General features: G+C 46.4%; 5 protein-coding genes. 4 read left to right on the top strand and 1 reads right to left on the bottom strand.

Going from position 1 to position 5,057, the window contains the following annotated elements:
• Positions 1–1,201 precede the first annotated feature (1,201 nt).
• The 4 genes from MJ770_RS09580 to MJ770_RS09565 all read left to right on the top strand — a co-directional run bounded on the left by MJ770_RS09580 (position 1,202) and on the right by MJ770_RS09565 (position 4,675).
• Positions 1,202–1,651, top strand: a complete 450-nt coding sequence (locus MJ770_RS09580; protein ID WP_239253347.1) for an FKBP-type peptidyl-prolyl cis-trans isomerase — start codon at positions 1,202–1,204, stop codon at positions 1,649–1,651.
• Between the two features lie 48 nt (positions 1,652–1,699).
• Entirely contained in the window at positions 1,700–2,578 is an 879-nt protein-coding gene (gene dapA, locus MJ770_RS09575; RefSeq protein WP_239253348.1) for a 4-hydroxy-tetrahydrodipicolinate synthase, read from the top strand.
• Positions 2,579–2,754: 176 nt separating this feature from the next.
• The gene (gene bamC, locus MJ770_RS09570) at positions 2,755–3,891 is read left to right on the top strand and encodes an outer membrane protein assembly factor BamC (RefSeq protein ID WP_239253346.1); all 1,137 of its coding nucleotides are present in this window, start codon (positions 2,755–2,757) and stop codon (positions 3,889–3,891) included.
• Between the two features lie 16 nt (positions 3,892–3,907).
• Positions 3,908–4,675, top strand: a complete 768-nt coding sequence (locus tag MJ770_RS09565; protein WP_239253345.1) for an MBL fold metallo-hydrolase — start codon at positions 3,908–3,910, stop codon at positions 4,673–4,675.
• 75 nt (positions 4,676–4,750) lie between these two features.
• Here MJ770_RS09565 and MJ770_RS09560 read toward each other — a convergent pair whose 3' ends face one another.
• Positions 4,751–5,002 (bottom strand): hypothetical protein, encoded by a 252-nt coding sequence (locus MJ770_RS09560; RefSeq protein ID WP_239253344.1) that lies wholly within the window; start codon positions 5,000–5,002, stop codon positions 4,751–4,753.
• Positions 5,003–5,057 lie beyond the last annotated feature (55 nt).

The following is a 5,057-nucleotide window of genomic DNA, read 5'->3' as shown; positions in this document are numbered from 1 at the left end:
TTCATAAAGTTTGGGCCGGAAAGTTTGAAAGCTATGGTTTTTAGAGGTGCCCTATATTTATTTGTACCGCAACCAGACTGAAGTCATCAGAACTGACTTCCTGTATTGACTGATTCACGCCACAATAAATTTGAAGACACGAAAGGTTCAAACGAACAACGGGGGTCAGTTCACTGATCGCTTTACCAGCAAGGAAAACGCGCCAGTTGAATTACAGGCTTTTTGCGATCACGTCAACGGTAGCGCGAATGAACCTAATTCTGCACCGCGGCCAGCACTTGATCAGCGTGCTTCTACGGAACCAGAGTTCGCAGTGTCGCCTGCCCCGCTACGTCCATCATGTGCAATATGACATTAGAGAGCAGGATACTCATTAATGCATGAACGTTTACATGCGCGGAACATGAAGCCTTAGTCGCTCTAATGCTTCCCACACTGGCGCCACAATGAATCTAATACGCTTACAGCTTCGGTCTGGAGAAGTACCCCTGAAGCAAACAATAGGTCATAAATTACAGCAATCATTGCGAGTCCAGCCCGTCAAAACTATCGGCTGTAAACATTTTTGTCTTAGCATTCATTGACCAAAAACACGTTGAAACCACGTGATTTCTGAAGCTCGAACAAGAGGATTCAGTACATGCCTGTGAACTCCATTGCGACCGCGCCCAAGTCGCAAGTGCCTAATCAGTCGGTCAGGGCGTTAGATCAATAGTTACACTCAAAATCTCCCAGAAAGACTCGCTGCCACTGCTCGGCGGCACAGATATGCAATTGGACGAACTGCCTAGATCGATTCAAACTGCATTAGGATGAGATTGCCTCTTAGAATACTGGCAATGTGTCTCTTCAGCGCCAAGCAACTCACCAAAGTCGTTGGCGTCACTTATGACTACTCCACCCTTTGGGCATTATGCAACCTTTATTTTCCGATTTTCCATGGCCGTGAATCGTGCTTCATCGCGCAATTTGCGGCATTGAGTCGATTACTACGCTGCACCAGGAGTCGATGGATGCCACTATCGATATTTCAGCACCTTTCCCATTGCACCCACAGGGTCGGTTTCTCAAATAAATTTACGAGGCTGAATCTAGCAGGTTTGTCTAAAGTTCATTCGAAAATTTGGATTTTGTGTAACATTTAGTTTAGATCTTACTAAAATGATACTATTACACTGTTATTATTTACTAAGGTTTATTCATGCATACCATTAAAGCATTGTTGTTTTCTGGCATATTTCTTATACCTCTAATTTTGCCAACCCAGAACGCATTCTCTGCCACTGATAGTGCAGCGACTGCCGTTACGAAACTGATTAAAATAGATCGCAAAGTCGGTGATGGCGATACAGCCGTAGCAGGTAAAATGGTCGACGTTCACTACACAGGTTGGCTTTACAATGCAGCCAGACCAGATAAGAAAGGGGCTAAATTTGATAGCTCCCTCGATCGTGGCAAACGTTTTTCTTTTCCATTAGGCGCAGGGCGGGTAATTAAAGGCTGGGATCAGGGCGTCGCCGGTATGAAAGTTGGTGGCCAACGTACCCTCATTATTCCCGCTGACATGGGTTATGGCGTTCGAGGTGCGGGAAATGCTATCCCGCCAAATGCCACATTGGTTTTTGATGTTGAGTTATTTGGCGTCCGCTAAACATACATGTCTTCAATAATCGATTCACTTTCAACATTTCCAAGAGCTATGATTAAAGGCAGTATAGTTGCAATCGTAACCCCTATGAATGAGGACAGCAGTCTGGATTTAACTGCATTCCGCGCACTGATTGATTTTCATATTTCACAGGGCACAGATGGCATTGTTGTTGTCGGTACTACTGGTGAATCTCCTACGGTAGATTTATCTGAGCATGAGTTGTTGATTCAGGTGGCAGTGCAGCATGCCGCCGGACGCATACCAGTGATTGCTGGAACTGGCGCGAATTCAACTAAAGAAGCTATCGAATTGGCAGCTTTCTCAAAAAAGGCTGGGGCAGATGCTTCACTGACAGTGGTGCCGTATTACAACAAACCAACGCAGGAAGGTTTGTACTTGCACTTCAAAGCCATTGCCGAGGCTGTAGATATGCCGCACATTCTATATAACGTGCCAGGACGCACCTGTGCGGACATGCATAACGATACTGTGCTGCGCTTAGCACAGATTCCCAATATTGTTGGCATCAAAGATGCGAGCGGCAATATCGAGCGCGGAAGTGATCTGTTACAGCGGGCACCCAAAGATTTCGCGGTATACAGTGGTGATGATGCAAGTGGGCTGGCTCTTATACTGCTGGGCGCACATGGCACGATTTCCGTTACGGCCAACGTGGCACCCAAGTTAATGCACGAGATGTGCTTCGCCGCCTTTAATTGTGAATTAGCGAAGGCGCGTGAGATCAATTTCCGTCTGCTTGGGTTGCACCGCCACTTGTTTATTGAAGCCAACCCAATACCGGTCAAATGGGCTGTGTCATCTATGGGAAAAATGAAGAATATACTGCGCCTGCCACTTACGCCGCTGCCTGCCGCTTCTCAAGACGCAGTGGCGAATGCGATGCGTCAGGCAGGAGTGATCGATTAGCGAAGTCAGACCCATTTCTGGTTAAAATCCTCTCCACAATGGGGAACATGTCGGTGCGCAAATTCTGTCTGGTACTGCGTATCCAAAATGTCAAAGTATTGCTAAGTCAGAGCATTTCTTAGTTATGTAGCATGTAAATAATTATACTTACGGCAATCAACAATTTCAGGGGTGGCATGAGAACACTATCATTAATAGTATTATTTTTTTCATTTTTAATTTTGGCTGGGTGCAGTGTCCTTGGCCTTGGGAACAAGCGTGTTGATTATAAATCCGGTGCAACCCAACTGCCGACGCTAGAAGTACCACCTGACCTGACTACCCCTGTAGCTAGAAGCAAACATACCATACCTGGCAGTGACGGCGAAAACGCAGCCAACTATTCTGATTTTATTAAGGAAGGTCAAGGAGCTCAGGCTGGCACTGGCTCGAATGTATTGCCAGTAGCACAGAATGTGCACTTAGAACGCAGCGGTACTCAGCGCTGGCTAGTCGTGGAAAGCAACGTAGAATCCAATTGGCCGCTCGTTAAAGAATTCTGGCAGGAACAAGGTTTTACCATCAAATCTGACAACCCTTCGGCTGGTCTCATTGAAACAGACTGGGCAGAAAGGCAGGCCAAGATCCAGAAAGGTGGTATAAGCAAACTATTTAGCAAGATATTTGATCAACTTAATTCATCTGGTGAACAAGATATGTATCGCACTCGTTTGGAGCGTAGTGAGGATGGTAAAAGCTCGGAAATTTATATTAGCCATCGCGGCATGAGACAAGAGTTGGATGCAGATAAAAATGGCTATAAATGGAGATCACGTCCGAATGATCCTGAGCTAGAGGCCAGCATGCTGCAATTATTGATGATCAAGTTGGGGGGCGAGCAAACATCTGAGTCGCAAGTGGCCCTCGCAAAGTCCTCATCGAGAGCGTCCTCGATGCCGAAGCTACAAGAAATTAATGGCAACAAAATTATTATATTGAACGAATCATTTGACAAGAGTTGGCGCAAGGTAGGGTTGGCGTTAGATCAGGTGGGCATTGAGATACAGGACAAAAATAGGGTTAGTGGCATATATTTTGTGAACGCGAGCAAGGATTCAGCTAAGGAAACAAGCTGGGTCGATAGCTTAATGTTCTGGCGTAATGAGAGTGACAGCAAATCAACTAATAACTCGTCTATTGGGGCTGCACAGTATCAAATATTTGTTCGTGAGAATGACGCTGGGAGCGAGGTCGGTGCCCTCAACGGAGATTCTGGCAATGATGAAACGACGCAGCGATTAACCGAATCACTATATGAACAGCTATCCAAGTAGCGTTCAACTTTAATCGATGCGCTTCGCCTCACTTGGTAGCGGTAGCGAAGGTAATGCACTGGTAGTGCAGGCAGGAAAAACCTCTGTATTAATGGACTGCGGCTTTCCTTTAACAGATGCCTGCATGCGTCTTTCTCGCCTTGGCTTGACCCCTGATTGCCTGAGTGGCATCGTGGTGACTCACGAACACGGCGACCACATTGCTGGAGTGGCGAAGCTGGCTCGTAAGTATTCGATTCCGATTTGGTTGACGCACGGCACATTTCGTTCGCGATTAAAAGTTCTGAGTAAAATTCCCCAAGTAACCAAAATTGACACTCACCATCACTTCGCCATCGATGGGCTCTTAGTGCAGCCATTCCCCGTACCACATGATGCAGCTGAGCCAGTACAATATACATTTAGCGATGGTACAAAGCGGCTGGGAGTGTTGACCGACTTAGGCTGTTCAACGCCTCATATTGAAGCGACGCTTAGTGGCTGCGATGCGTTGGTTTTGGAATGTAACCATGATGCTGCACTGTTGGCCAGCAGTGATTACCCATTAAGTCTTAAGCTTCGAGTTGGTGGGCGATTTGGTCATTTGAATAATGCAGACGCGGCAACGCTGTTAGCACGGTTGGACTGTAGCCACTTGCAACATATTGTAGCTGCGCATCTGAGCCGTAAAAATAACAGACCTGAACTGGCGGTATATGCGTTAAGCACAGCACTTAATTGCAATCCGGGTTGGGTTGCGGTAGCGACGCAAGCCGAAGGTCTTACTTGGCGAGAAATTGTTTAGAGGTTGGCTGCTCAATTAATAAAAAAACCGACTTTACGTCGGTTTTTTTATTAATTGAGCAGAAAAATTACTTCTTTATTCAACCTTCTGTGGCAACTCACTATCAGCTGAACCATGTTCGGCTTCAGCATCTGCAGCTGCTGCATCGCTATCAGCAGCAGCGTCGGTTGCATCAACTTCAGGTGCAGGTGGTATAACAACTGGGGTTTCAACTTCAGGTGAAGGTGATTCAATAACTGGGGCTTCAACTACAGGTGCCGCTGGCTTTTCACCACAAGCAGTTAAGGATAACGCCAACAGGGCAGCAACTAGAGCAACACGTTTCATTTACTTCTCCTTCGTAATAATTAAAGTTACATATAAAAAATGGGGGGGGGGGGGC

Source organism: Candidatus Nitrotoga sp. M5 (genome assembly GCF_927904885.1).
GTDB lineage: Bacteria > Pseudomonadota > Gammaproteobacteria > Burkholderiales > Gallionellaceae > Nitrotoga.
The sequence above is the reverse complement of the archived record's forward strand: the minus strand, read 5'-3'. Positions and strand labels throughout refer to the sequence as shown.

What these genes read in the sequence shown, in the direction of transcription:
- MJ770_RS09580 (WP_239253347.1), top strand. Translation starts at nt 1,202, where the DNA reads ATGCATACCATTAAAGCATTGTTGTTTTCTGGCATATTTCTTATACCT.
- dapA (WP_239253348.1), top strand. Translation starts at nt 1,700, where the DNA reads ATGATTAAAGGCAGTATAGTTGCAATCGTAACCCCTATGAATGAGGAC.
- bamC (WP_239253346.1), top strand. Translation starts at nt 2,755, where the DNA reads ATGAGAACACTATCATTAATAGTATTATTTTTTTCATTTTTAATTTTG.
- MJ770_RS09565 (WP_239253345.1), top strand. Translation starts at nt 3,908, where the DNA reads ATGCGCTTCGCCTCACTTGGTAGCGGTAGCGAAGGTAATGCACTGGTA.
- MJ770_RS09560 (WP_239253344.1), bottom strand. Translation starts at nt 5,002, where the DNA reads ATGAAACGTGTTGCTCTAGTTGCTGCCCTGTTGGCGTTATCCTTAACT.